Raw genomic sequence first — 25,052 nt, 5'->3', positions numbered from 1 at the left:
ACACACAACCACACCACCCCCACCCCCTTTTTTTTTTTGTTTTGGGGGCTGTGTTTTTTTACAATCAGCCCGGGCGGGGGTCTGCTCCCCACCCCCCCGCCCCCGTCGGCGTTGCTCGGTGCTATGACGCCTTACGGCGCCGCGATCAGCACCAGGCCGTAGACCACGGCGCAGGCGCAGAGCGCGAAGCAGGCGTACGCGCCGGCCAGCAGGGCCGGCCTGCCGCCGCCGGCCGCCTGACCGCCCGCCTCACGGGAGCTCAGCGCGGCCTCCCGGCGGGACAGTGCCAGGATGCCGAGGGCGAAGACGGCGACCACGGCGACGGTGACGCCGAAGCTGATGCCGGCGGTCTGGGCCAGGGCGTTCCACTTGATGTGCATGGTGAAGGCTCCTCGATCGACGGCGCTCAGGCCGCGACCGTGGTCGAGGCGGGGGTGGGGGCGGCGGTGGCCGGGGTGGTGGCGACCTCGACCGGGGTGACCTCGGGGACGTCGTTGACGTTGTCCGCGCCGACCGGCTGGCGGCGGGAGATCATCCACATCGTGGCCGAACCGGCCACCAGCACGGCACCGACCAGGGCGACGCCCCAGGCGCCCTGGCGGGCCAGCGCGGCGGCCCCGCCGGCGACCAGGCCGGCGGCCGGCAGGGTCAGGCCCCAGGTGTAGACCATGCGGCGGACCAGGCTCCAGCGCAGCTCCGGCTTCGGGCCGCCGAGGCCGGCGCCCATGATGCCGCCGGTGCAGACCTGGGTGGTGGAGAGGCCGAACCCCATGTGCGAGGAGGTCAGGATGACGGTGGAGACGGCCGACTCGGAGGCGAAGCCCTGCAGCGGCTTGATGTCCGCCAGGCCCTTGCCCATCGAGCGGATGATCCGCCAGCCGCCCATGTAGGTGCCGAGCGCGATCGCGGCGCCCGCCGAGACGATCACCCAGGTGGGGGGCAGCGCGCCGTGCGGCAGGGCGCCGACCGAGACCAGGGTCAGGGTGATGATGCCCATCGTCTTCTGGGCGTCGTTGGTGCCGTGCGCCAGCGAGATCAGCGAGGAGGAGAAGATCTGGCCGGTCTTGAAGCCCTTGTCGGTCGCGGCGCCGTTGCCCTTGCGGGTGATCGCGTAGGCCAGCTTGGTGGCGCCCCAGGAGGCGAGGCCGGCGACCAGGGGGGAGGCGACCGCCGGGATGATGATCTTGGTGATCACGGTGTCGAAGTTGACGCCGTTCATCCCGACGCCGACGATCGTGGCGCCGATCAGGCCGCCGTACAGGGCGTGCGAGGAGCTGGACGGCAGGCCGCGCAGCCAGGTCAGCAGGTTCCAGAGGATCGCGCCCGCCAGGGCGGCGAAGATCACCTCGGGGTGGATGCCGGCCTTCTCGTTGACGATGCCACCGGAGATGGTGGTGGCGACCTTCACCGACAGGAACGCGCCTGCGAAGTTCAGCAGGGCCGCGATGGTGACCGCGACCTTCGGACGAAGGGCCCCGGTCGCGATCGCGGTGGCGGACGCGTTGGCGGTGTCGTGGAACCCGTTGGTGAAGTCGAAGGCGAGCGCCGTGATGATCACAACGGCTACCAGGAACGAGATGTGTTCCATACCCAAACAATCGTCGTAGTTGTCGCACGGACGTTGATGACGTCGCGACCGTAGGTCTGCTGGGTAAACGGAAGGTGAACTGAGCCGGGAATCGTGGTTCCGCTGGTGGCCCACCGGTGTCCGGGAGCTTTCGGAGGGATGACCTGGGCCGCGCTGAGCTGGACATTAGCGGAGAACGTCCTGGTTCGCCCCCGTTTGCTGAGACCTGTCTCACAACGGCCGTGCGGATCGACGGATCAATCGAGAATTAACCTCCTGGTCCGCGTGCGCCCTGTTTCCGGCGAGTAACCCGTGGGAGGATCTGCGGGATCGTCCCCGGGGAGCCCGCGGACGGCGCCACCGGGGCAGGGCAGGGCAAGGGCGGGGAGGACCACCCATGGGCGGGGCTGCACAGCGCACGGAGACGTCAGGAGTGCGCCCCTGGGTGCGGGCCGCCCTGAGGTGCGGAGCCGTCCTCGCGGCCGCCGCCCTCGCGCTGCCGGTCGCCGCCCAGGCCGCGTACGCCGCACCCGACCCGGGCGCCGGCATCGCCGTCGCCCCCGGAGCCGACCCGCTCGCCGCGGCCAAGGCCACCCTCGGCCCGCTGCTCGACCAGCTGCACGGGCTCTACCAGAGCGCCGAGGCCGCCACCGAGCAGTACAACGGCGCGGTCGCCAAGGTCACCGAGCAGCAGACCACGCTCACCGACCTCCAGGGCAAGCTCGACAAGCAGCAGAAGCAGGTCGACGCCGGGACGGACATCGCCTCCCAGCTCGCCGCCGCCCAGTACCGCAACGGCGCCTCCTCCGCCTACGCCGAGCTGCTGCTCTCCAAGGACCCGTACGAGGCCGTCACCATCGCCGAACTGCTCGCCGCGGCCAGCCGCTCGCAGTCGGAGTTCCTGGACAAGCTGAAGGCCGACCGGGACGCGCTCGACGGCTTGAAGAAGCAGACCGAGGAAGCCCTCAAGACCTCGCAGGCGCTGGTCGTCCAGCAGGACGCCGCCAAGGCCAAGGTCACGGCCGACCTCGCCTCGGTCGAACAGCTGGTCTCCTCGCTCACCGGCGCCCAGCGCACCGAACTCGAACAGCTGGAGAAGGCCAAGGCCGACGAGGCCCAGCTCGCCTTCCTCGCCTCCGGGGCCCTCGGCAAGGGCGAACGCACCCCCTCGCTGGCCGGCCGCGGCGCCGTCGCCTTCGCGCTCGCCCAGCTCGGCAAGCCGTACCTGTGGGGCGGCACCGGCCCGGACTCCTACGACTGCTCCGGCCTCACCTCGCAGGCCTGGCTGCACGCCGGCAAGCCGATCCCGCGCACCAGCCAGGAGCAGTGGGCGCAGCTGCCGCACGTCCCGCTGAACCAGCTGCGGCCCGGCGACCTGGTGGTCTACTTCCAGGACGCCTCGCACGTCGCGATGTACATCGGCGGCGGACTCGTCGTCCAGGCGCCGCGGCCGGGTGCGTTCATCAAGGTCTCGCCGGTCGGCTCGATGGCGATCCTCGGCGCCGTCCGCCCCGACCCGGACGGCGCGTCCGACGACGCCGGCGGCGCCTGGAAGGTGCCGGACCTGCCGAAGGGCTGGGACACCGTCACCCCGATCGCGCCGAGCCCGGCCAACCAGACCCCGGCCCCGCCGGCCCCCGGCGGCACCCCGGCCACGCCCACCCCGGGCGGCACCGGCACGCCGACCGGAACGCCGTCCGGCACCGGCACCCCGACCCAGACGCCGACCGACCCGGGCACGCCGACCGGGACGCCCACCGGCACCCCGACCCAGACGCCGACGGGCACGCCGACCCAGACGCCGAGCGACAAGCCCACCCCGACCCCGACGGGCACCCCGACCGGCACCGGGACGCCCTCCGGCACCGGCAGCCCGAGCGGCACCGGCTCGGCGAGCGCCCCCGCGCCGGGCAGCCCCAGCGCGACGCTGCCGCTGGGCGGCCTGCTGCACTGACCGCGCACGGCCCGGAACGGAGGAGGCCGCCCCGCGTCCCAGGACGCCGGGCGGCCTCCTCCGTGCCGGGCCGGGGGAAGGGCCCTACCCGGCCGCGCCGGTGTCGGGCTCGAAGCGGATCACCACGGCCTTGGAGGTCGGGGTGTTGCTGATGTCGGCCGTGGAGTCGAGCGGCACCAGCACGTTGGTCTCGGGGTAGTAGGCCGCCGCGCCGCCGCGGGCGACGGGGTAGTGGACGACCCGGAAGTGCGGGGCGCGGCGTTCGGTGCCGTCCGTCCACTCGCTGACCAGGTCGACGTACCGGCCCTCGGCGAGGTCGAGTTCGGCGGCGTCCGCCGGGTTGACCAGGACGACGCGGCGGCCGCCCTTGATCCCGCGGTAGCGGTCGTCCAGGCCGTAGATCGTGGTGTTGTACTGGTCGTGCGAGCGCAGGGTTTGCAGCAGCAGCCGGCCCGGCGGGACCTCGGGGGCGGTCAGCGGGTTGACCGTGAAGTTGGCCTTCCCGGTGGCGGTGGGGAAGGTGCGGGTGTCCCGGGGGCCGTGCGGGAGGGTGAAGCCGCCGGGGCGGCGGACCTTCTCGTTGAAGTCCTCGAAGCCCGGCACCACCCGGGCGATCCGGGCGCGCAGGGTGTCGTAGTCGGTCGCGAAGTCCTCCCACGGCAGGGTGTCCCGCGGGCCGAGGACGGCGCGGGCGAGGCGGCAGACGATCGCCGTCTCGGAGAGCAGTCCCGGCGCGGGCGGGCGCAGTCCGCCGCGCGAGGAGTGGACCTGGCCCATCGAGTCCTCGACGCTGACGAACTGGGCGCCGGCGGCGGTGACGTCCCGGTCGGTGCGGCCCAGGGTGGGCAGGATCAGGGCGCGGGCGCCGGTCACCACGTGCGAGCGGTTGAGCTTGGTGGAGACGTGGACGGTCAGCCGGCAGCGGCGCATCGCGGCCTCGGTGACCTCGGTGTCCGGGGTCGCGGCGACGAAGTTGCCGCCCATCGCGAAGAACACCTTGACCTTGCCGTCGCGCATCGCGCGGATGGTGTCCACCGAGTCGAGGCCGTGCGCGCGCGGCGGCTCGAAGCCGAACTCGTTCTCCAGCGCGTCGAGGAAGGCCTTGGCGGGCCGCTCGAAGATGCCCATGGTGCGGTCGCCCTGGACGTTGCTGTGCCCGCGCACGGGGCAGACCCCGGCGCCCGGGCGGCCCACGTTGCCGCGCAGCAGCAGGAAGTTGACCACCTCGCGGATGGTCGGCACCGCGTGCTTGTGCTGGGTGAGGCCCATCGCCCAGCAGACGATGATCTTCTTCGAGGCCAGCACCAGCCGGCCGAGCTCCTCGATCTGCTCCCAGGGCAGACCGGTCGCCGCGAGCACCTCGTCGCGGTCCGTCTTCCCGGCCTGCTCCTCGAACTCCTCGAAACCGTGGCAGTGTTCGGCGACGAAGGCGCGGTCGACGCCGTCCGCCTCCAGGATCATCCGGTTGAGCGCGCGGAACAGCGCCAGGTCGCCGCCGAGGCGGATCTGCAGGAAGAGGTCGGTCAGCTTGGTGCCGTGGCCGACCAGGCCGCGGGCGTTCTGCGGGTTCTTGAACCGTTCCAGGCCCGCCTCCGGCAGCGGGTTGACGCTCACCACGGTGGCGCCGGCCCGCTTGGCGCGCTCCAGCGCGGAGAGCATCCGGGGGTGGTTGGTGCCCGGGTTCTGGCCGGCCACGATGATCAGGTCGGCCTGGTAGAGGTCCTTGAGGCTGACGCTGCCCTTGCCGACGCCGAGCGTCTCGGTGAGCGCCGAACCGGACGACTCGTGGCACATGTTGGAGCAGTCCGGCAGGTTGTTGGTGCCGAGCCGGCGGGCGAACAGCTGGTACGCGAAGGCGGCCTCGTTGCTGGTGCGGCCGGAGGTGTAGAAGGCGGCGCCGTCCGGGGTGTCCAGGGCGCGCAGCTCCTCGGCGATCAGCGCGAAGGCGTCGTCCCAGGAGACCGGGGTGTAGTGGGTGGCGCCCTCGTCCAGCAGCATCGGCTCGGTGAGTCGGCCCTGCTGGCCCAGCCAGTAGCCGGAGCGGTCGGCCAGGTCGGCGACCGGGTGGGCGGCGAAGAACTCGGCCCGGATCCGGCGCTCGGTGGCCTCCTCGGCGACGGCCTTGGCGCCGTTCTCGCAGAACTCGGCGGTGTGCGTCTTCCCCGGCTCCGGCCAGGCGCAGCCGGGGCAGTCGAAGCCGTCCGGCTGGTTGACCTTGCGCAGGGTGGCGAGGGTGCGCCGGGCGCCCATCTGCTCGGCGGCCATCCGCAGGCTGTGACCGACGGCGGGCAGGCCGGCGGCCGCGTGCTGGGGCGCGGACACCTCGGGGGCGTCCTGCGCCGGGTCGCTCTGCGGGGCCTGCTTGGCCATGACTGCGCTCCTCGGGCTGTACGGGTGGAGCCGTCGCACCGTCGCGGGGCTCCTCCCCATCCTTCCACCTGGGCCGTCGGGTGGGGAGGGCCGTCGGGTGGGGAGGGCCGTCGGTAGAGTCTGGGCGTCACCACGGGAGGGGGAGGGCGCGTGCGAGTCGGGGACGTTCTGGACGGCCGGTACGAGCTGCAGGAGAAGCTCGGCCAGGGCGGGTTCGGAGTGGTCTGGCGGGCCCAGGACACCCGGATGCGGCGGCCGGTGGCGGTCAAGGTCATCGGGCACCACGGCGGCGACCGGGCGAAGGCCGCACTGCGCTTCGTCCGGGAGGCCTGCGTGGCCGGGAACCTCTCGCACCCGCACATCGTCACCGTGCACGACCTGGGGCAGAGCGAACTCGGCGACCAGCAGGTCACCTTCCTGGTGATGGAGCTGCTCACCGGCCGCACCCTGACCGAGGTGCTCCGGGCCGGACCGCCCGAGCCCGCGCTCAGCCTGCGCTGGGGGCGGGAGATCTGCGGGGCCCTGGCGGCCGCGCACGACGCGGGCATGGTGCACCGGGACATCAAGCCGGACAACGTGATGATCACCGACGCCGGGCACCTCAAGGTGCTGGACTTCGGCATCGCCCAGCTGGACACCGGCGCCGGCGGGCTGACCACCACCGGCACGATCGTCGGCAGCCCCGCCTACATGGCGCCGGAGCGGTGGACCGGCGGCCGGGTGGACGGGCGGGCGGACCTCTACGCGCTGGGCTGCGTCCTGGTCGAACTCTTCACCGGGGCACGGCCGTTCGGCGGGGACTCGACGCCGGTGCTGATGTACCAGCACCTCAACGAGCCGCCCCCGGCCCTCGACCCGGCCCGGTTCGGGCTGCCGCCGCAGGTGGCCGGGCTGGTCGCGGAGCTGCTGGCGAAGGAGCCGGCGGAGCGGCCGGCCGACGCCCGGACGGTCGAGCGGCGGCTCGCCGAGCTGGCCACGCCTGCTGCGCCCGTCGCCCCTGCTGTGCCCGTTTCCCCTGCCGTGCCCGTCGCTCCTGCTGTGCCCGCTGCTCCGGCCGTGCCGCCCGCGGTGCCGCCGGTCGTACCGCCGGCGCGGCCCGTGCCTTCGGTGCCTTCGCCGCCTTCGGTGCCGCCCGCGGCTCCCGCGATTCCTGCGGCGCCCTCCGTACTGTCCCCGCTGACCACCCCGCCGGTGGTCGCGGCCCCCGCGTCCGAGGACGCCGTCCGGGCCGGGCTGCGCGAGCGCCGGGCGGCCGCGTACCGGGCCGCGACGGCGGGCGAGTCGGCGATCCTGCTGCAGGCGGTCGCCCAGGAGAGCGTCACCGCGCTCGGCGCGGCCGACCGGGACACTCTGGGCGCCTGGCGGGACTTCACCTGGTACCTCAGCCGGACCGGGGACCTGGACGGCGCGATCCGGCTGCTCTCCAGCGTGGTGGCCGACATGCGCTCCGCGCTCGGCCCGACCGACCCGGACACCCTCGGAGCCCGCTACCACCTCGCCTGGTGCATCGGCGAGAGCGGTTCGGCGGTCACCGCGGTCCGGCTGCTGCGCGAACTGCTGCCCGACCTGGCCGCGGTCTGGGGCCCGCAGGACGGCCGGGTCCTCAAGGCCCGGCACGACCTCGCCGTCCACCAGGCCAACCGGGGCGACCTCCAGGGCGCGGTGGTGCACTTGCACGGGCTGCTGCCCGAACTGGCCCGGGCCCTGGGCGACCACCACCCGAGCACCGTCCAGGCCTGGCAGGACCTGGCCGGCTACCAGCAGCGGCTGGCGCAGACCGGCCGCAAGGGCGGCGGCCACCGCCGCCGGGCGCCGCGGATGAGCCCGATCGAGGCCCTGGTGCTGGTCCGGCGGCTGCGGGTGTGGGACTTCGGCACCGACGAGGAGGCGGCCGCCTGCGTCGGCGCGCTGGAGCGGGGCATCGGCCTCAAGGGCGTCGCCGACCTGGTGTTCGAGGCGCCGGACCACGTCTCGGACGAGGACGTTGTGGAGGAGATCTTCGGCCCCTGAGGGCGGGGCGGGACGCTGCCCGGGCCGCTCGCTAGAGTCGGTGGGTACACAGCCGATGGGGGGAGGGCAGGTGCGGGTCGGTGACGTCCTCGACGACCGGTACGAGCTCCAGGAGAAGCTCGGCCAGGGCGGGTTCGGGGTGGTCTGGCGGGCTCAGGACACCCGGGTCGGGCGGCCGGTGGCGGTCAAGGTCATCCGGCACGACGACGGCGACCAGGCGAAGGCCGCGCTGCGGTTCGCCCGGGAGGCCTCGGCGGCGGGCAACCTGTCGCACCCGCACATCGTCACGGTGCACGACCTCGGCCACGGCGAGGCCGACGAGCAGCAGGTCACCTACCTGGTGATGGAGCTGCTCACCGGCCGCACCCTGACCCAGGTGATCCGGGAGGGCCGGCCGGATCCGCAGGTGGGCCTGCGCTGGGCCCGGCAGATCTGCGAGGCGCTGGCGGCCGCGCACGACGCGGGGATGGTCCACCGGGACATCAAGCCGGACAACGTGATGATCACCGAGGACGGCCTGCCCAAGGTGCTGGACTTCGGCATCGCCCAACTGGACGTCGGGGCAAGCGGGTTGACCACCGTCGGAACGGTGATCGGCAGCCCGCCGTACATGGCGCCGGAGCGGTGGACCGGCGGCCGGGTGGACGGGCGGGCGGACCTCTACGCGCTGGGCTGCGTCCTGGTCGAACTCTTCACCGGGAAGCGGCTGTTCACCGGGGACTCGACGCCGGTGCTGATGTACCAGCACCTCAACGAGCCGCCCCCGGCGGTGGATCCGGTGAAGTACGGTCTGCCGCTCCGGCTCCCCGAGCTGTTGGGCCGGTTGCTGGCGAAGGAGCCGGCGGAGCGGCCGGCCGACGCCCGGACGGTCGCCCGGTGCTTCGCGGACCTGGCGGAGGGCCGGGAGCTGCCGCCGACGGCGACACCGGTCGACCGGGTCGGGGCTGAGTCGGCTGCCCCGGAAGCGACTGCCCCGGAACCGACGGTCCCGGACCCGACTGTCCTGGAGTCGGCCGCCCCGGAGCCGGCCGCCCCGAGAGCGGCGCCGGTGAGGCGGTCCGCGCCCGTCCGGCGGCGTGCTCCGGCCCGGGAGCCGAGGCTCCGGCCGGTGGGGCGGCCCGCGCTGCTGTACCCGGCTCCCCGGCAGATCGGGCGCCCCGTCGAACCGCCCGTGCCGGTCGAGGACGCGGCGGTCGTCCGGGCCCGGCTGGAGCGGGTCGTGCGCACGGCGCGGGACGAGCGTCCCGCGCTGGCCGCGCACCAGCTGCGACCGGTGGTGGAGGCCGCCGTACGGGCGCTCGGCGGGGCCGATCCGGAGGTGGTCGCCGCTCGGCGGGACCTCGCGCGGTGCCTCGGCAGGTCCGGCCGCCAGGCCGAGGGGGTCCGGCAACTGGAGGGCCTGATCGAGGACTTGACCTCGGCGTCCGGGCCGATCGATCCGGTCACCCTGGACGCGCGGTACGCGCTGACCGCACTGGTCCGGGAGTGCGGCCGCCCGGTCACCGCGATCCGGCTGCTCACCGCGCTGCTGCCCGCGCTGAGGTCGGCCCAGGGCCCGCGCGGTCCGCTCGTCCTCCAGGCCGGGTCCGACCTCGCGGCCTGCCAGGCCGGGCGGGGCGACTTCGCGGGCGCGGCGGCCCGGCTGGAGGAGCTGCTGCCCCAGCTGGTCGAGGCCTTCGGCCCGACCGACCGGCGGTGTACCCAGGCCGGACTGGACCTGGCGGAGTACCGGCAGCGGGCCCGGTCCCACCGCGGGCCGAACCGGCTCGCCCTGGCCTGGCGGGCGCGGATCGACCGCGACCGGGTGCTGGGGCTGGTCGGGTGGATCCGGAAGGCCGGCCAGGAGCCCGTCCCGGAGCTGGTGCGCGAGCTGGAGCGCGGGACGGGCGTCAAGGGGGCCGGGGAACGGGTGATCGCCGCGCCGCCCTTCGTCACGGACGAGGACCTGGTGGCGGAGATCCTCGGCCCCTGAACCCCTGAACCCCTGAACCCCTGAACCCCTGAACCCCTGACTCCCCCCGGGACCGGCCACCGCTCCGCCCCCCGGGTCTCACCCCACCAGGGCCGCCGCCGGGAGTGCGGCCAGGGCGCGGAGCAGGGCCCGGGCGGCGGCGTCGTTCTGGCGGAAGCCCGGGGCGTTGGTGCGGGGCCGGGCGAAGGCGGCGGCCGCCCGGAGGCTGGTGTGCGGGCCGAGCGCGGTGCGGCGCGGGTGCGGGGCGCCGTCCAGGGCTGGGTCGATCAGCCGGCTGTCGGCGGGGTCGATGGTGACCAGCCCGGAGCGGTGGGTGTGCTCCGCGTCGCTCACCACCTCCTCCGCGACCCGCCCGGTGCGGTGCAGCGAGTCCAGCACCGGGTCGAGGGTGCGGGCCAGCGCGTGCTTGGGCAGGTACGCCTCGACCAGCGCGGTGGCGGTGACGGTGTGGCCGGGCACGGTGGCGCCGGAGGCCCGCCAGGTGCCGGTGGCCTCGTCCCGCTCGATCCGCACGCCCGCGCCGAGGAAGTGCACCACCCCGGCCTCGGAGAGCGCGAGCAGCTGGCGCAGCCGGAAGCCGGGCGGGCCGGAGGCGAGGAAGCTGAAGTAGCCGAAGAACCACTCGTCGACGTCCTCGGCGACCGAGCGGGCGGTGAGCCGGCCGGAGGCGAGGATCCGGGGGAGCTGGCCGAACAGCGACAGCAGGGCGAGGAAGGCGCCCAGGTCGGCGCTGTGGGCCGGGTCGGCGCGGCGGTCGGCGTCGGCGGTGACGTAGGCGCGCAGGTGGGTCTGGAGCTCCTCGGCGGAGCCGAGTTCGAGCCCGGCCAGCGGGTGGTCGAGCCGTTCGAAGTCGATCCGGTCGGCCGGGTCGGGGACGGCCTCGGCGACGAGAGCGGCCAGTTCGGGGGAGTACCAGTCGTGCCGGTCGTACCGGGCGAGGAAGGCGGTCCAGGGCAGCGCGGTGCGCTCCGGGTGGGCGTGGAACAGCTCGTGGTAGTGCCCGAAGCCGACCTCCTTGGCCATCGACGGCCAGACGTCACGGCGCAGCCGCAGCGGTCGGCCGGTGGCGAGCAGGGCGTCCACGGCGGCCGCGTCGAAGTACCGGGGGAGCGGGGCGGGCGGCCCCTGGAGCCGGTAGTCGGTCTTGGAGTGGTAGGGCACGCCGCGCCGGGAGCCCAGGTGCAGCACCGGTTCGCGGCCGGACGGGAGGTAGCGCAGGGCGGGCCCGTCCCCGGTGGGTTCGAAGCGGCCGCCGCGCCCCTCGGTGAGCATCGCGACCAGGTCGACGGAGGCCAGGCCGAAGCCGCGCAGCGCCACCTGCTCGCCGGGGGCGATCCGGGCCAACTCGGCCTCGACGTCGGCGGAGTAGGCGGGTGGCAGGTGGAAGCGGCCGTGCCGGGCGGCGAAGGCGGCGTCCTCGGCGTACCGGGGGTGCGGGGCGGAGTCGAGGTGGCCGAGGGTGAGGGTGACGTGGTCGGCGGTGAGGGTGGTGCCGTCCAGGTGGACGGTCTGCGGGCCGTCGGCCGGTCCGTCGATCCGCCGGACGGTGGCCCGGTGGACGGTGACCGTGACGTGGGCCGGCAGGTCGGCGACGGCGCGGCGGAACACCCAGTCCAGGTAGGCGCTCTGGGCGCGCCGGGTGGGGAAGTCGGTGGGCGCCAGGGCGCTCAGCTCGGCCCGTACGGCCGGGTCGGCGACCTCCCGGTAGGGCGCGAACTCCCGTTGCCGCAGGGCCCATTCGGCCAGTGAGGGGCCGGGGCGGACCGGGCCCTCGACGGTGGAGCGCTCGTCGGTGAACATGGTGACGTCCTCGGCCATCGAGTTCATCCGCAGCAGCGGGGACTGGTCGTGGCGCCAGATCCGGCCCGCGCCGGGCGGGTACGGGTCGACCAGGTGGATCTCCAACGGCCGGTCGGCGGGCAGGAGTTCGGCCGCGTTGGCGGCGATCCGCTCCAGCAGTCCGGTGCCGCGCGGCCCGGCGCCGACGATCACGAGCGTCGTCGTCATGCCCGGACCACCCGGGCGAGGGCGGCGCGGGCGCGCTGCAGCGGGGTGGGCGGCAGGCCGTCCCGGCTGGCGCCCCTGGCGAAGTGGCGTTCGACGTAGTACTGGCCGATCGACAGCACGGTGGTGACCACCAGGTACCAGAGGGTGGCGACCATCAGCATCGGGATGACCTGGTAGGACTGCAGGTAGACCAGTTGCACCGAGTAGAGCAGGTCGGAGACGGCCAGCACGCTGACGATGCTGGTGCCCTTGAGCGCCCCGATCAGCATGTTCCCGGCGCTCGGCACGATCGCGCGCATCGCCTGCGGCACCACGATCCGGCGCAGCACCCGCCACCGGCCGAGCCCGAGCGCGGCGGCCGCCTCCAGCTGGCCGCGGTCGACGGACAGGATGCCGCCGCGGATCACCTCGGCGGCGTACGCGCTCTCCAGCAGGGTGAGGCCGATGACGGCGGTCAGGGTGGGGCCGATCAGGTTGACGGTCTTGACCGTGACGAACTCGGGGCCGAAGGGGATGCCGAGGCCGAGCGTCGGGTAGAGCGCGCCGATGTTGAAGAAGAACAGCAGCTGCACCAGCGGCGGGGTGGAGCGGAAGATCCAGATGTAGCCCCAACTGAGCGTGCGCAGAACCGGGTTGGTGGACAGCCGCATGGTGGCGAGGACGGTGCCGAGGACGAAGCCGAGGGCGAGGGTGACGGCGGTCAGCCACAGGGTGAGGGTCAGGCCGTCGAGGACGGACCGGGCGGTGAACCACTCGGCGACCACGTCCCACTGGAAGGCCTTGTTGCGGACCACCGAGCCGACCGCCATCGCGGCCAGCAGCAGGGCGACGGCCGCGGCGATCCACTGCCCGGGCCTGCGGCGGGCGACGATCTGGGCCTCGGGGGGTGGTGGCGGGCTCCCGGTGAGGGCGGGGGCGAGGGCGGGTGCGGGGGCGGGGGCGGGCAGGACGTCCTGCGGGGTGGCCATGGCGGCGGCTCCTGGGCGGAGTGCGGGCGGGGAGAGGTACGGGTGTGATCACGTACGGGCCCTCGGGCACCGGCCCGCGTCCCTCAACGCGTCCGGCGCAGCGCACTGCACTCCGCGTCGATCGTACGCATGCGCGATCGACGGCTGTCAAGGGTGATCGGGGGGCCGGCCGGGGCGCGGTCGGGGCCGCCCGGGGGTGGGGGGAGAAGCGACAGGAGATCGCAACAGTGCGGCAATGATGCACGGTTGACGTACCGCTCGGCCGACTGCTCAACTTGAGGCCATGTACGCCGAGCAGCCCCTGGTCACCCGCGACCACATCGACTTCGGTCGGGTGTGGTCCGCGGCGTGTCGCGGCTGACCCGGCAGCGGGCCGCCCGTCCGGCCCTGAATCCCTTCGGGGAGACCTCCCTCGGTGTGCCCCGTCGCGGGCCGGGAACCATGGTCCGTCGCGGTAGTTGACGGATCGTCAGGCGCACGCTGCCGCCTCGCCTCCACCGCCCTCGTTCTGCGCTCCGGCAGTTCCGCTCGCGTCCGTCCTCCTCCTGCGCTCCTCCTCCCGCGCTCCTCCTCCCGCGTCCGCGCCACCGCATGCCCGCTCCACCGCCCCGCGCCCGACGGCCGCGCCCCGCCGCGGCCGCCTCCGGCCTGCCCACCCGCAGCCCGCCGGAGTCAGTCACCCGAAAGGTTCCGCCATGCCCGTCGAATTCCTCGGCATCGCCGCCACCGGCGACGGTTCGGAGACCAACCCGCGCACCACCGCCGCCTTCGACCGCGACTACACCCTGCGGCTGGCCCGGGCGCACGAGGACCACGGCTGGGACCGGGTGCTCTTCGCGTACGGCTCCGGCTCCCCGGAGCCCGCGGCGGCGGCGGCCTTCCTCGCCTCGCGCCTCGACAAGCTGCAGATCCTGCTCGCCCACCGGCCGAACGTCTCCTACCCGACCTTCGCCGCCAAGACCTTCGCGACCCTCGACCAGGTCAGCGAGGGCCGGCTGACCGTCCACTTCATCACCGGCGGCACCGACCACGAGCAGCAGCGCGAGGGCGACTTCCTCAGCAAGGACCAGCGCTACGAGCGCACCCGCGAGTACATCGGCATCGTGAAGAAGGCCTGGACCAGCCGGGAGCCCTTCGACCACGAGGGCCCGCACTACCGCTTCCACGACTTCGTCTCCGACGTCTTCCCGGTCCAGCAGCCGCGCCCGGCGGTCTCCTTCGGCGGCTCCTCGGACGCCGCCTACGCGGCCGGCGGGGCCGAGGCCGACATCTACTGCCTGTGGGGCGAGCCGCTGGCCCGCACCGCCGAGCAGATCGAGCGGGTGCGGGAGGCGGCCCGGGCCGCCGGGCGGAGCGACCTGCCGCGGATCCAGGTGGCGTTCCGGCCGATCATCGCGCCCACCGAGGAACTGGCCTGGGAGAAGGCGCACCGCACGGTGGCCGCCATCCGGGCCCGCCGGGAGAGCGGGGAGCCGGTGACCAGGCGCCGCCCGGTCGGCGGGGCCCCGGAGAACACCGGGTCGCAGCGGCTGATCGAGATCGCCGAGGCCGGCGAGCGCTACGACCGCGCGCTGTGGACCCCGACCGCCGCGGCCACCGGCGGGGCCGGCAACTCCAACGCGCTGGTCGGCACCCCGGAGACGGTCGCCCAGGCGCTGCTGGACTACTACGACCTCGGCGTGGACATCCTCTCCGCGCGCGGCTACGACCTGCTGGACGACGCGATCGACTTCGGCCGGTACGTGATCCCGATCGTCCGCGAGGAGGTCGCCAAGCGCGACGCGGCCAGGGCGGAGGCCGAGGCCGAGGCGGCGGCCCGCGCCGAGCGGGACCGGCACCAGCTGATCGCGGTGCAGGCGTGAGCCCGGTTCCGGGGTGGGAGTTCCGCCGGGTCACCCTGGCGGACCCGCTGGTGGCACCGCTGCTGCGCGAGCTCACCCACGAGTACGTCACCCGCTACGGCCCCGAGGCCCACCAGGAGATGACCCGCTACCCGGACGACGCCTTCGCCGAGCCGCACGGAGTGCTGCTGCTCCTGCTGGAGGACGGCGAGCCGGTGGCCGGCGGCGCGTACAAGCGCTACGACGAGCGGACCGCCGAGGTGAAGCGGATGTGGACCCACTCCGCGCACCGCCGCCGGGGCCTGGCCCGCCGGGTGCTCGCCGAACTGGAGCGGACCGCCGCGGCCGCCGGCTACCGCCGGATCCACCTCACCACCGGCCCGCGCCAGCCCGAGGCCAAGGGCCTCTACCTGGCGGCCGGCTACACCCCGCTGTTCGACGTCACGGCCGATCCCCTGACCATCGGCCCGCTCCCCTTCGAGAAGCCCCTGCCCGTGCTGGTCCCGTCCCACTGAAAGGCCCCCCGTGAGAACCACCACCGTCCGCCGCCGCTTCCTCGCGACCACCGCGCTGCTGCCGGTCCTGGCCCTGGCCGCGTGCGGCTCGGACCCGAAGATCGCGGGCGCGGCCGGGGCGGGCGGACCGGCCGCCACCGCCACCGAGGACGTCGTCTCCGGCGTGGGCAGGTCGGAGGCCGCCGCCGCGCTGCTGCCCGAGGAGGTGCGCAGGTCCGGGGTGGTGAAGTTCGGTTCGTCCTTCGGCACCCCGCCGAGCGCCTACTACGCCGACCAGACCACCAAGAAGCCGGTCGGGGTCGACGTGGACTTCACCGACGCCGTCGCCAAGGTCCTCGGCCTGACCGTGCAGCGCCAGGACGCCGCCTTCGAGACCATCCTGCCCGCCCTGGACAGCGGCAAGTTCGACGTCGGCACCGGCAACTTCGGGGTCACCACCGCCCGCTTGAATACCATCGACTTCGTCACCTACATCGACGACGGCCAGGGCTTCGCGGTGCAGAAGGACAACACGTCGGTCCAGCCGGTCACCGACCTGGCCCAGCTCTGCGGGCTGACCATCGGCACCGGCGCCGGCACCACCTTCGAGACCACGCTCAACAACAAGAAGAACGTCTGCACCGACGCCGGGAAGAAGCCGTACGAGGTGAAGGCGTTCAGCGAGGGCGGCGCCCTGCTGACCGGCCTCCAGCAGGGCCGGGTGGACGTCGAGATGTCCACCATCAACGGACTGCGCCACCAGGCCGCGCAGGAGGCCGCCGGGGTGCGCTTCCTCAACGAGTTCCACCGCCTGGACGTCGGCTTCGCCTTCAAGAAGGGATCCCCGCTCACCCCGGCCTTCCAGGCGGCGGTCAACCAGCTGATCAAGGACGGGACGTACGAGCGGATCCTCCGCAAGTGGGGGCTCGCCGACTCGGCGATCAAGGAGTCGCAGATCAGCCCGCCCGAACACCCGTGACCGCAGGCCCTGTCGAAGGAGTCCTCCGATGACCACCAGTACCCCGGCACCGCCGTCCCCGCCGAGACCCGCGGCCGCCCCCGACCCCGACCCCGCGACCGGTCCGGGCCCCGCGACCGGCCTCGACGCCGCCGAGCTGGCCGGCCTGCGGACCGTCCCCGCCCGGCACCCGTGGCGCTGGGCGGCCGGGGCGGCCGCCCTCGTCGTCCTGCTCCAGTTCCTGCACGGCCTGGCCACCAACCCCGGCTGGGACTGGGCCACCTTCCGCCTCTACTTCACCGCCGACACCATCCTCCAGGCGATCGGCCGCACCCTCGAACTCACCGCCTACGGCACCGTGCTGGGCTTCGTGCTCGGCGCCGTGGTGGCCGGGATGCGGCTGTCCCGCAGCGCGGTGCTGCGGACCATCGCCTGGGCGTACGTCTGGGTGTTCCGCTCGATCCCGCTGATCGTCCAGCTGGTGTTCTGGTTCAACCTCTCCTACCTCTACAAGCGGTTCGGCTTCGGCATCCCGTTCGGCCCGACCTTCGGCGAGTTCGAGACGGTCGGGGTGCTCGGCGCGCTCGGCGCCGCGGTGCTCGGCCTCGGACTGCACCAGGCCGCGTTCGCCGCCGAGATCATCCGCGGCGGCATCATCGCGGTGGAGGCCGGCCAGCGCGAGGCCGCCGCCGCGCTCGGCATCCCGCGCTGGCGGCAGGCCTGGCGGATCGTGCTGCCGCAGGCCATGCGGGGCATCCTGCCGGCCGCCGCCAACGAGGTGATCTCGCTGCTCAAGGGCACCTCGGTGGTCTACGTGATGGCCATCGGCGAGCTGTTCTACCAGGCCCAGGTGATCTACGGCCGGACCGGCCGGGTGGTGCCGCTGCTGATGGTGGCCACCGTCTGGTACGTGGTGCTGACCACGGTGCTGTCGGTCGGCCAGTACTACGTCGAGCGCTACTTCGCCCGCGGCTCCCGGCGCACCCCGCCGCCCGGCCCGCTGCACCGCCTGCGGGCCTTCCTCCGCACCCTGCCCACCCGTACCGACGCCCGCACCCCCGGAGGGACCCCGTGACCACGCCGACCGAGGCCGACCCGACCCCTGCGGCCGACCGCGCCGACCCGGCCGGGGCCGCCCCGATGGTCCAGGTCCGCGGCCTGCACAAGAGCTTCGGCCGGCTGGAGGTGCTGCGCGGGGTCGACCTGGACGTCCCGGCCGGCTCGGTCACCGTGGTGCTCGGCCCGTCCGGCTCCGGCAAGTCCACCCTGCTGCGGGCGATCAACCACCTGGAGAAGCTGGACCGCGGCCACGTCGCCATCGACGGCGAGCTGATCGGCTACCGGCGCTCCGGCGACCGGCTGTACGAGCTCAAGGAGCGCGAGGTGCTGCGCCAGCGCACCGGCATCGGCTTCGTGTTCCAGAACTTCAACCTGTTCCCGCACCTGACCGTGCTGGAGAACCTGGTCGAGGCGCCGATCGCCGCCCTGGGCCGCCCGCGGGCCGAGGCCCGGGCGGCGGCGCTGGCGCTGCTGGAGCGGGTCGGCCTGGCGGACAAGGCCGCCGCCTACCCCCGGCAGCTGTCCGGCGGCCAGCAGCAGCGGGTGGCGATCGCCCGGGCGCTGGCCCTGGAGCCCAAGGTGCTGCTGTTCGACGAGCCGACCTCGGCGCTCGACCCCGAACTGGTCGGCGAGGTGCTGGACGTCATCAAGGACCTCGCCCGCAGCGGCACCACGATGATCGTGGTCACCCACGAGATCGGCTTCGCCCGCGAGGTCGCCGACACCGTGGTCTTCATGGACGGCGGTGTGGTGGTCGAGCAGGGCCCGCCCGCCGAGGTCCTGGACCGTCCGCGGCAGGAGCGCACCCGGGCCTTCCTGGCCAAGGTGCTGTAGCACCCCCGCTGCCCACCCCGCCCTCCGCTACCGCCCCCTCTCCCCGAACCCCCTTCACCCGAGCAGGAGTTCCGCCATGTCCCTACCCCGTCGCGCCCTCGTGACCGCCGCCGGCTCGCTCGCCGCCGCCCTCGTCCTGGCCGGCTGCGGCAGCGGCGCGAACGGCGCCTCGGCGGAACTCGCCCCGGCCAAGGGCAGCACGGCGCCGAACGGCACCGTGGTGAACCTGTCGCCGCAGCAGAACCGGGTCTCGACGGCCAAGGTCGACGCGATCGCGGCCCTGGTCCCGGAGGAGATCCGGAAGAGAGGCACCTTGAAGGTCGTCGACTCGATCGGCACCACCCCGCCGCTGGACTTCTACGCCAACGACGACAAGACGATCATCGGCATCGAACCGGACATCGCCTCGCTCATCGGCGACGTGCTCGGCCTCAAGGTCGAGTTCAACCCGGTCTCCTGGGAGAACATCTTCGTCGGCCTGGACAGCGGCAAGTACGACGCCGGCCTGTCCAACATCACCGTCACCGAGGAGCGCAAGGAGAAGTACGACTTCGCCACCTACCGGCTGGACGTCCTCGGCTTCGAGACCAAGAAGGGCAGCGGGATCAAGGTCACCGGTGCCAAGGACCTGGCCGGCCGGTCCGTCGGCGTCGCCACCGGCACCAACCAGGAGAAACTGCTGATCTCCTGGAGCGAGGAGGACGTCCGCAACGGCCTCAAGCCGATCGACATCAAGTACTTCTCCGGCACCGAGTACTACCTGGCGCTCTCCTCCGGCCGGATCGACGTCTACACCGGCCCCAACCCCAGCCTGGCCTTCCACGCCGTGCAGACCGGCGAGACCGAGGTGGTCGGCACCTACTCGGGCGGCGGCGCGGACGTCCTCGGCAAGATCGCGGCCACCACCCACAAGGACAACGGCCTGGTCAAGGCGCTCAACAGCGCGATCAACGAGCTGATCAGGAACGGGACGTACGGGCAGGTGCTCAAGCGCTGGGGCCTGGAGAACGAGGCCGTCCAGACCTCCGAGATCAACCCGGTGGGCCTGCCCAAGCCCAAGGCGTGACAGCGGGGCGGCCCAAGGCCTGACACCACGCCGGACCGAGCTGTGACACCGGGGCCTCCGTCGTTCACCCGTTCGTCCCCGCCCGCCGCTATGGTGACCCCTCCGGCGGCGAACGCCGTTCGGGCGGGGGCACGTTGGGGGAGGGCATGCGCAAGGGTGAGGTGCTCGGCGGTCGCTTCCGACTGGAGGAGTGGCTGGGCAAGGGCGGCTTCGGCGTGGTCTGGCGGGCGACCGACACCGTGCTGGACCGGCCGGTCGCGGTCAAGCTGCTGCTGGCCGAGCACGCGGCCGACCAGGAGGCCGTCGGCCGGTTCGTCCGCGAGGCCAAGCTGGCCGGGAACCTGTCCCATCCGCACATCGTCACGGTGCACGACTACGGCCGGGTCGCCGGTGTCGAGGGGGAGGTCCACTACCTGGTGATGGAGCTGGTCCGCGGCCGCCCGCTGTCCGCGGTGCTCAGGGACGGACAGCCGGAGCACGGACTGGCGCTGGCCTGGATGACCCAGGTCTGCGAGGCGCTCGACGTCGCGCACCGCAGCGGGGTGATCCACCGGGACATCAAGCCGGAGAACGTCATGATCCTGGACGGCGGGGGCCGGGCCAAGGTGCTGGACTTCGGCATCGCCCGGCTGCTCACCCAGTCGGTCGGGCTCACCTCCACCGGCAGCGTGGTCGGCACCGTCCCGTACCTGGCGCCCGAGTGCTGGTCCGGCGGGACCGTGGACGGCCGGGCCGACCTCTACGCCTTCGGCGTGATGCTGTACGAGGTCAGCACCGGCCGGCGGCCGTTCCGCGCCGACTCGCCGTACGAGTACATGCGCAAGCACATGGACGAGACCCCGCCCCGGGTACGCGGCACGGACCCGGCGCTGGCCGAGCTGGTCGCCCGGCTGCTCGCCAAGCGGCCCGCGGACCGGCCCGCCGACGCCGCCGAGGTGCTGGAGCGGCTGCGGGCCGTCCGCCCCGGGGTGCGGGGGCCGGGGCCGAGCCCGGAGCAGCTGCGCCGGCGGGCCGACCAGGCCTGGCAGCACGGCGCCGAGGGCCGGCCCGGGGACGCGGTGGACATGCTGCTCCAGCTCGTCCCCGACTTCGCCCGGACCTGCGGCCCGGCCGACCCGCGCACCCTGCGCACCTGCCACGACCTGGCCCTCTGGCTGGCCCGGGCCGGCCGCCGGGCCGCCGCCGTCGCCCTGCTGGAGGCGCTGGCCGAGCAGCCCGGCACCGCCCCGGAGGCCCGGGCCGACCTGCGGCGCGACCTCGCGCACTGGCGGGGGGAGGCCGAGCGGCTCGGCCCGGGCCAGGGGCCGTCGCTAGACCTGCGGGTGCTGCTCGGCGGCGGCGCGCAGCGCGGCTGAGGCACCGGCGGCGATCGGGTCGCCGTGCCCGAAGACGGCGGTCTCCACCGGCAGTGCGGCGAGCCGGTGGAACGAGGCGAGGGCCAGTGCCGGGTCGGTGTGGAACACCCCTGGCCCGGTCCGCCCCCGGACGTTGGACACCAGGTCCCCGGTGAACAGCACCCCGGGCCCGGGCAGGTGCAGGGCGATGCTGCCGTCGGTGTGCCCGGGCACGTGCACGACCACGGCGCCGCCGCCGATGTCCAGCACGTCCCCGTCCTCGACCTCGCGGTGCACCGGGCAGGGCTCGGCCGGCGGGATCGGCGGCAGCCCGTCCCACAGCTGCTGCTCGAAGGGGCTGAGCACGGGCGGCACCGCGGGCTGCTCGCGCCGTACCACCGGCGCCTCCAGCCGGTGCGCCACCACCTCGGCGGACCAGCGGCGGGCCAGTTCGGCGGCGGAGCCGGTGTGGTCCTCGTGGTGGTGGGTGAGCACGATCCGGCGTACGGCCGTCGGCTCCGGTCCGATGGTGCGGATCGCCTTCTCGATGCCGTCCGCCGACCCGGCGATGCCGGTGTCGATCAGGGTCGGTCCGTGGTCGTCCTGCCAGAGGTAGGCGGTGCCGAACTCCAGGGTGATCATGTGCAACTCGTCGCGTACCCGGGTGATCTCCATGCCCGGATCCTGCGCCCTGCGGCGCCTCGGCACACGGACGTTCGCCCTGGGCGTGCTTCCCGGTCCGGCGGATCCGCCGGACCGGGAGGGCTGTCAACCGTACGGGCCACCTATTCGGGCCCCCGTGCCTTCGTGCGATTTGATGGGAATCCGCCCATCGGGACGGTCTGGTCCACCGGCCCGGGCCGTTGATATACCTCGTTGCCAGACTCGGGAGCGGTGTCCGCGCCGCCCCGGTGAGCTGCGACGAAAGGCTGGTGACGGATCGATGAAGCTCCTCCGCGTCGGACCCCCGGGCGCCGAGCGCCCGGTCGTGCTGGGCCAGGACGGCACCGCGTACGACCTCTCCGGGCGGGCCCGCGACCTCGACGGGGCCTTCCTGGCCGGGCTGGACACCGCCGAGCTGGCCCGGGAGGTGGCCGCCGGCGCGTTGCCGGTGGTGGACCTGGCCGGCCTGCGGGTGGGTGCGCCGGTGGCCCGGCCGGGCAAGGTGGTCGGCATCGGGCTCAACTACCGCGACCACGCGGCCGAGGCCGGGGCCGCGATCCCGGACGAGCCGGTGATCTTCCTCAAGCCGAGCTCCACCGTGGTCGGCCCCTACGACGAGGTGCTGGTGCCGCGCGGCGGTGAGAAGACCGACTACGAGGCCGAGCTGGCGATCGTGATCGGCCGCACCGCCCGCTACCTGGACTCGCACGCCGAGGCCGCCGCCGTGATCGCCGGCTACACGATCGCCAACGACGTCACCGAGCGGGCGTTCCAGTTCGAGCGCGGCGGCCAGTGGGACAAGGGCAAGTCGGCGGAGACCTTCACCCCGCTCGGGCCCTGGCTGGTCACCGCCGACGAGGTGGCCGACCCGCAGGCCCTGACGCTGCGGCTCTGGGTCAACGGCGAGCGGCGGCAGCACGGCAGCACCGCGGAGATGGTCTTCCCGGTGCTGGAACTCGTCCGCTACGCGAGCCAGTTCATGGTGCTGGAGCCCGGCGACGTGATGGTCACCGGCACCCCGGCCGGGGTCACCCTGGGCCACCCGGGCACGCCGTTCCTGGCCCCGGGCGACGTCGTCGAGATCGAGATCGACGGCCTCGGCCGGCAGCGCCAGGTGCTCGGCAAGGCGTAGGGCGTGCGCCGCCCGACCCTTGGCACGGGGGTCGGGAGGCCCTCAGGCCCCGTCCGGGGGAGTTCCGCCCAGCACCGCCCGCAGCCGCTCGGCCCGTTCCGCCCGCGGCCCCTCCAGCGCGAGCAGCCCCGCCAGCACCTCCGCCGTCTGCGGATCGTGCAGCGCCGTCGCCGCCGCCATTGCCGTGAACTGGTCCACCAGCCAGTCCCGCAGTCCCTCCACCGGTAGCGCGCGCCCCTCGTCCAGCCAGCTCAGCGACGCGCCCTCGACGACCGCGATCCAGGAGCGCACCAGCAGGGTCAGCCGCGGCCCGGCCTCCCGTACGCCCAGGTGCCGCAGGGTCCGCCGGAGCGCCGCCCGCCGGACGTCGTCCACGATGGCCGTGGTCCGGGCCGTCTCCACCACCGAACCGCCGCGCAGCAGCGCCGAGTAGCCCGCGTCGTGCTCGGCCACGAAGGCGAAGTAGCCGTCCAGCGCGGCGGCCAGCTGCTCGGACGGCCGCCCGGTCGAGGGGACGGCGAACCGGCCGGTCAGCTCGTCCGCCGCGGTGCGCAGCGCGGCCTCGTACAACTGCTGCTTGCCGCCCGCGAAGTAGCGGTAGACCAGCGGCCGGGAGGCGCCGGCGGCCTCGGCGACGTCGTCCAGGCTGACCTCCTCGGGCGGTCGGACGGCGAACAGCTCCAGGGCGACCGCGATCAGCTGCTCGCGCCGCTGTTCGACCGGCAGCCGCCGGTAGCCGGAGCGGCGCGGGCGCGGTCCGGGGGCGGCCGGGTCGGTTGCCGAGGTGGGGCGGGCTTCCATGGCCGTCAGCGTAATGGGCGTCGTGCCGATCGGGACCTGTCACGTACCGGATCTCTCCGAACGGGTGTTTGGCCCGCTCACCCTGTGTCAGAGCCCTGACCCCAGCCGGTCAACGGTCGATGACGGGGGCTTGCATTCGGCCCGGGCACCGCGATGATGTCCGAATGGTTGAAGAACTGATCACCACCGGCGGCGACACTCCCCGCCGCATCGCCGACGGTTACGTCCAGGCGCTGGCCGACCTCGACCCGCTGACCGCCGTCTACCTCGGCCTCAACCCCGAGGACGACCGGCTGCCCGACCTCTCCCCGGACGGCGCCGAGCGGATCGCCGACCTCGCCCGCCGCACCCTGGCCCGGCTGGACGAGGCCGAGCGGGCCGGCGCCGCCGACGACGAGGCCGAGCGCCGCTGCGCCCGCCTGCTGCGCGAGCGGCTGACCGCCGAACTCGCCGTGCACGACGCCGGGGAGGACTACCGCGCGGTGCGCAACCTCGGCTCCCCGGTGCACAACACCCGGGAGGCCTTCACCCTGATGGCCACCGACACCGAGGCCGAGTGGCAGCTGATCGGCCGCCGCCTGGCCCGCGTCCCGCTGGCGCTGGAGCAGTACCGGCGGACGCTGACCGAGGGCATCGAGCGCGGGCTGCTGTCCGGCCCGCGCCAGGTCGGGACGGTGGTCGGCCAGTTCGGCGAGTGGCTGGCCGGGGACGTCCCGGGCGGCTGGTTCGGCGAGTTCGTCCAGGACGCCCCGGAGAGTGTGCGGGCCGAGCTGTCCGTGCACGCGGTGGCCGCCGCCGAGGCGCTGGCCGCGCTGCGCGACTGGCTGCGCGACGTGTACGGCCCGGCCGCCGCCGGCACCCCGGACACCGCCGGACGGGAGCGCTACGCCCGCTGGGTGCGCTACTGGACGGGCGCGGACCTGGACCTGGACGAGGCGTACGCGTGGGCCTGGAGCGAGTTCCACGACCTGCTCGCCCAGATGGAGGCCGAGGCCGAGAAGGTCCGCCCGGGCGTCGGCCCGATGGCCGCGATGAAGTGGCTGGAGACGGACGGCCCGGCGATCGAGGGCGCCGAGGCCGCCCGGGAGTACCTCCAGGGCCTGATGGACCAGGCCATCCGGGACCTCCAGGGCACCCACTTCGACCTGGCCGAGCCGGTCACCCGGGTCGAGTCGCGGATCGCCCCGCCCGGCAGCGCCGCCGCGCCGTACTACACCCAGCCCGCCCTGGACTTCAGCCGTCCCGGCCGGACCTGGCTGCCGGTCCTCGGCGAGGAGCGCTTCCCGGTCTGGGACCTGGTGTCGACCTGGTACCACGAGGGCGTCCCCGGCCACCACCTCCAGCTCGCGCAGTGGGTGTACGTCGCCGACCGGCTCTCCAGCTACCAGGTGAGCCTCGGCGGGGTGAGCGCCAACCTGGAGGGCTGGGCGCTGTACGCCGAGCGCCTGATGGACGAGCTCGGCTACCTCACCGACCCGGGCCACCGGCTGGGCTTCCTCAACGCCCAGATGATGCGGGCGCTGCGGGTCATCGTCGACATCGGCATGCACGTCGGCCTGGACTTCCCGGCGGACTCCCCGTACCGGCCGGGCGAGCCGGTGAGCCCCGAGCACGGGCGGGAGTTCTTCGGCCGGTACTGCGGCCTGTCCGCCGACTTCCTGGACAGCGAGCTGGTCCGCTACCTGGGCATGCCCGGCCAGGCGATCGGCTACAAGCTGGGCGAGCGGGCCTGGCTCCGGGGCCGGGCGGCGGCGCGGGCGGCGCACGAGGCGCGCGGCGAGGAGTTCGACCTCAAGGCCTGGCACATGGCGGCGCTCTCGCAGGGCTCGCTGGGGCTGGACGACCTGGTCGCGGAGCTCTCGGCGCTCTGAGCGGGGCCGTCGGCGCCCTGGGCGGAGCCGTCGGCGCGCCGGGGCGCGTGGTGGGGACCAGGACCCCGGGACGGCCGGGGCGCGGGCCCGCGGGGCGGGGGGAGTTGGGGAGCCACCGGGCTATGGTGGTGGGTTTTTGGGAGACAAGCGC

19 protein-coding genes are annotated in these 25,052 nt (G+C 74.1%); 12 read left to right on the top strand and 7 right to left on the bottom strand.

Features of this window, described 5'->3' with window-relative positions; genetic code table 11:
• Positions 1 to 131: 131 nt before the first annotated feature.
• Both ACFWXO_RS04275 and ACFWXO_RS04270 read right to left on the bottom strand, forming a co-directional pair.
• Positions 132 to 380 carry a hypothetical protein gene (locus tag ACFWXO_RS04275; protein WP_375893031.1) on the bottom strand — a complete coding sequence of 83 codons (249 nt, stop codon included), beginning with the start codon at positions 378 to 380 and terminating at the stop codon, positions 132 to 134.
• 26 nt (positions 381 to 406) lie between these two features.
• Positions 407 to 1,588 carry an anion permease gene (locus ACFWXO_RS04270; protein ID WP_375893030.1) on the bottom strand — a complete coding sequence of 394 codons (1,182 nt, stop codon included), beginning with the start codon at positions 1,586 to 1,588 and terminating at the stop codon, positions 407 to 409.
• Positions 1,589 to 2,012: 424 nt separating this feature from the next.
• Here ACFWXO_RS04270 and ACFWXO_RS04265 point away from each other — a divergent pair, with 424 nt between their 5' ends.
• Positions 2,013 to 3,521 carry an NlpC/P60 family protein gene (locus ACFWXO_RS04265; RefSeq protein ID WP_380522057.1) on the top strand — a complete coding sequence of 503 codons (1,509 nt, stop codon included), beginning with the start codon at positions 2,013 to 2,015 and terminating at the stop codon, positions 3,519 to 3,521.
• A gap of 84 nt (positions 3,522 to 3,605) precedes the next feature.
• Here the strand turns inward: ACFWXO_RS04265 and ACFWXO_RS04260 are convergent, their stop codons facing one another.
• On the bottom strand, positions 3,606 to 5,891 hold the full coding sequence (locus tag ACFWXO_RS04260; protein WP_380522055.1) for an FdhF/YdeP family oxidoreductase: 2,286 nt from the start codon (positions 5,889 to 5,891) through the stop codon (positions 3,606 to 3,608).
• Between the two features lie 150 nt (positions 5,892 to 6,041).
• Between ACFWXO_RS04260 and ACFWXO_RS04255 the strand changes: the two genes are divergently transcribed.
• Positions 6,042 to 7,901, top strand: a complete 1,860-nt coding sequence (locus ACFWXO_RS04255) for a protein kinase (RefSeq protein WP_380522053.1) — start codon at positions 6,042 to 6,044, stop codon at positions 7,899 to 7,901.
• Between the two features lie 70 nt (positions 7,902 to 7,971).
• Entirely contained in the window at positions 7,972 to 9,873 is a 1,902-nt protein-coding gene (locus ACFWXO_RS04250; RefSeq protein WP_380522051.1) for a protein kinase, read from the top strand.
• 78 nt (positions 9,874 to 9,951) lie between these two features.
• Here the strand turns inward: ACFWXO_RS04250 and ACFWXO_RS04245 are convergent, their stop codons facing one another.
• Entirely contained in the window at positions 9,952 to 11,880 is a 1,929-nt protein-coding gene (locus ACFWXO_RS04245) for an FAD/NAD(P)-binding protein (protein ID WP_380522048.1), read from the bottom strand.
• Positions 11,877 to 12,848: an amino acid ABC transporter permease gene (locus ACFWXO_RS04240; RefSeq protein ID WP_380522046.1), complete on the bottom strand. Its 972-nt coding sequence runs from the start codon at positions 12,846 to 12,848 to the stop codon at positions 11,877 to 11,879. The genes ACFWXO_RS04245 and ACFWXO_RS04240 overlap by 4 nt, the downstream gene beginning before the upstream one ends.
• Positions 12,849 to 13,543: 695 nt before the next feature.
• Between ACFWXO_RS04240 and ACFWXO_RS04235 the strand changes: the two genes are divergently transcribed.
• The 7 genes from ACFWXO_RS04235 (at position 13,544) to ACFWXO_RS04205 (ending at position 20,455) form a co-directional block, all read left to right on the top strand.
• Positions 13,544 to 14,710, top strand: a complete 1,167-nt coding sequence (locus ACFWXO_RS04235; protein WP_380522044.1) for an LLM class flavin-dependent oxidoreductase — start codon at positions 13,544 to 13,546, stop codon at positions 14,708 to 14,710.
• On the top strand, positions 14,707 to 15,204 hold the full coding sequence (locus tag ACFWXO_RS04230) for a GNAT family N-acetyltransferase (RefSeq protein ID WP_380522042.1): 498 nt from the start codon (positions 14,707 to 14,709) through the stop codon (positions 15,202 to 15,204). The genes ACFWXO_RS04235 and ACFWXO_RS04230 overlap by 4 nt, the downstream gene beginning before the upstream one ends.
• A 10-nt stretch (positions 15,205 to 15,214) precedes the next feature.
• Complete coding sequence (locus ACFWXO_RS04225) at positions 15,215 to 16,162, top strand: ABC transporter substrate-binding protein (RefSeq protein ID WP_380522040.1); 948 nt, start codon at positions 15,215 to 15,217, stop codon at positions 16,160 to 16,162.
• A gap of 28 nt (positions 16,163 to 16,190) precedes the next feature.
• Complete coding sequence (locus tag ACFWXO_RS04220) at positions 16,191 to 17,216, top strand: amino acid ABC transporter permease (protein ID WP_380522038.1); 1,026 nt, start codon at positions 16,191 to 16,193, stop codon at positions 17,214 to 17,216.
• A 65-nt stretch (positions 17,217 to 17,281) separates the two neighbouring features.
• Positions 17,282 to 18,034: an amino acid ABC transporter ATP-binding protein gene (locus ACFWXO_RS04215; protein WP_360233704.1), complete on the top strand. Its 753-nt coding sequence runs from the start codon at positions 17,282 to 17,284 to the stop codon at positions 18,032 to 18,034.
• Positions 18,035 to 18,110: 76 nt separating this feature from the next.
• Positions 18,111 to 19,100, top strand: a complete 990-nt coding sequence (locus ACFWXO_RS04210) for a transporter substrate-binding domain-containing protein (protein ID WP_380522036.1) — start codon at positions 18,111 to 18,113, stop codon at positions 19,098 to 19,100.
• 146 nt (positions 19,101 to 19,246) lie between these two features.
• Entirely contained in the window at positions 19,247 to 20,455 is a 1,209-nt protein-coding gene (locus ACFWXO_RS04205; RefSeq protein WP_380522034.1) for a serine/threonine-protein kinase, read from the top strand.
• Here the strand turns inward: ACFWXO_RS04205 and ACFWXO_RS04200 are convergent.
• A complete protein-coding gene (locus ACFWXO_RS04200; protein ID WP_380522032.1) occupies positions 20,411 to 21,109 on the bottom strand; it encodes an MBL fold metallo-hydrolase in 699 nt (232 codons plus the stop codon). The genes ACFWXO_RS04205 and ACFWXO_RS04200 overlap by 45 nt on opposite strands.
• Before the next feature lie 268 nt (positions 21,110 to 21,377).
• Here ACFWXO_RS04200 and ACFWXO_RS04195 point away from each other — a divergent pair, with 268 nt between their 5' ends.
• Positions 21,378 to 22,229 (top strand): fumarylacetoacetate hydrolase family protein, encoded by an 852-nt coding sequence (locus ACFWXO_RS04195; protein ID WP_375893008.1) that lies wholly within the window; start codon positions 21,378 to 21,380, stop codon positions 22,227 to 22,229.
• 42 nt (positions 22,230 to 22,271) lie between these two features.
• Here the strand turns inward: ACFWXO_RS04195 and ACFWXO_RS04190 are convergent, their stop codons facing one another.
• Positions 22,272 to 23,030 (bottom strand): TetR/AcrR family transcriptional regulator, encoded by a 759-nt coding sequence (locus tag ACFWXO_RS04190; RefSeq protein ID WP_375893006.1) that lies wholly within the window; start codon positions 23,028 to 23,030, stop codon positions 22,272 to 22,274.
• Positions 23,031 to 23,194: 164 nt separating this feature from the next.
• Between ACFWXO_RS04190 and ACFWXO_RS04185 the strand changes: the two genes are divergently transcribed.
• Positions 23,195 to 24,901 carry a DUF885 domain-containing protein gene (locus ACFWXO_RS04185; protein WP_375893004.1) on the top strand — a complete coding sequence of 569 codons (1,707 nt, stop codon included), beginning with the start codon at positions 23,195 to 23,197 and terminating at the stop codon, positions 24,899 to 24,901.
• Positions 24,902 to 25,052 lie beyond the last annotated feature (151 nt).

The organism is Kitasatospora sp. NPDC059088, assembly GCF_042738155.1.
Lineage (GTDB): Bacteria > Actinomycetota > Actinomycetes > Streptomycetales > Streptomycetaceae > Kitasatospora.
This window is presented reverse-complemented; position numbering and strand designations above follow the sequence as displayed.